Consider the following 1357-nt stretch of genomic DNA (forward strand, 5'->3'; position numbering starts at 1 on the left):
ACGACACAGCTTTGGTTGAACATTTACGAAAATTATTTTCTGATGCCCGAAATGTTTCAAGTTGTCGGTTGTGATTTTAGGAATTTTGCAGTTCCGAAATTTCCTTTCAAAGTGGTGTCAAATATTCCTTATGGCATTACTTCCGATATTTTCAAAATCCTGATGTTTGAGAGTCTTGGAAATTTTCTGGGAGGTTCCATTGTCCTTCAGTTAGAACCTACACAAAAGTTATTTTCGAGGAAGCTTTACAATCCATATACCGTTTTCTATCATACTTTTTTTGATTTGAAACTTGTCTATGAGGTAGGTCCTGAAAGTTTCTTTCCACCGCCAACTGTCAAATCAGCCCTGTTAAACATTAAAAGAAAACAGTTATTTTTTGATTTTAAGTTTAAAGCCAAATACTTAGCATTTATTTCCTGTCTGTTAGAGAAACCTGATTTATCTGTAAAAACAGCTTTAAAGTCGATTTTCAGGAAAAGTCAGGTCAGGTCAATTTCGGAAAAATTCGGTTTAAACCTTAATGCTCAAATTGTTTGTTTGTCTCCAAGTCAATGGGTAAACTGTTTTTTGGAAATGCTGGAAGTTGTCCCTGAAAAATTTCATCCTTCGTAGTTCAAAGTCGGGTGGTTGTCAAGATGATTTTTCTGGTTTGGTGTCGTCTTTTAAGCTGCCGCATAACGAAAAATGGTAGCCGTAGTTGCCGGATTTACAGCACTTTCGTATCAATTTAGCACTTCGGTTCGTTAAAAGCACCAAAGTATCAAGTTGGCACGAAAGCTGGCAATTATCGGCTACCATATGTGTGTGCCCTGCATATGCAGGACACACCCCGAAAGCTTTTCAAATAGTTCAAAAATACAAATTTAGTTTTACGAACCAAGTTTTCGGGGTGTTATTTTTCCAGAGGGTGCAAGTCCCTTACGAGCGGATTGAAACCCCGAATCGTTAGCAAGCTGCAAGGTGGTTTATCGTGAGGTATGCACTGAAGGAAGCAGAACTGCAAAAGTCTGTACCGACGAACAGAAAGTACATAAGAGGCATAACAATAAGGATGAGTATCCACAGCAATACGAAGTCCAAAACAGTGTTCTGAACATGCTATTAAATCAGATTATTGTTATGTAGATGTACCGGCGATAGACGGAAGGAAAAAGCATTTACCAGGGGAGGTCTTGGCGATTACGAGTTAATCAATCCAAGAAGTCAGCAGAGGTCATAGTACTTGAGGGCAAACGAGGTGCGAATAGATACCGCATAGGTCTCACAAACAAGGAAGGACTGAACGTAAAGAGGTTTTCAATAGGTAACGGAACACATAGTAGCCCTACTTAACGAAAACAGGTTAAAAACGGCT

Annotated in this window: 1 pseudogene; it reads left to right on the forward strand. The window is 39.0% G+C overall.

The annotated features are described in order from the left end of the window. Positions 1-615: pseudogene (locus BACCOP_RS01485) on the forward strand (rRNA adenine N-6-methyltransferase family protein); the annotation flags it as partial. Between the last annotated feature and the right edge of the window lie 742 nt (positions 616-1357).

It is taken from the genome of Phocaeicola coprocola DSM 17136 (assembly GCF_000154845.1).
Classification (GTDB): Bacteria; Bacteroidota; Bacteroidia; order Bacteroidales; family Bacteroidaceae; genus Phocaeicola; species Phocaeicola coprocola.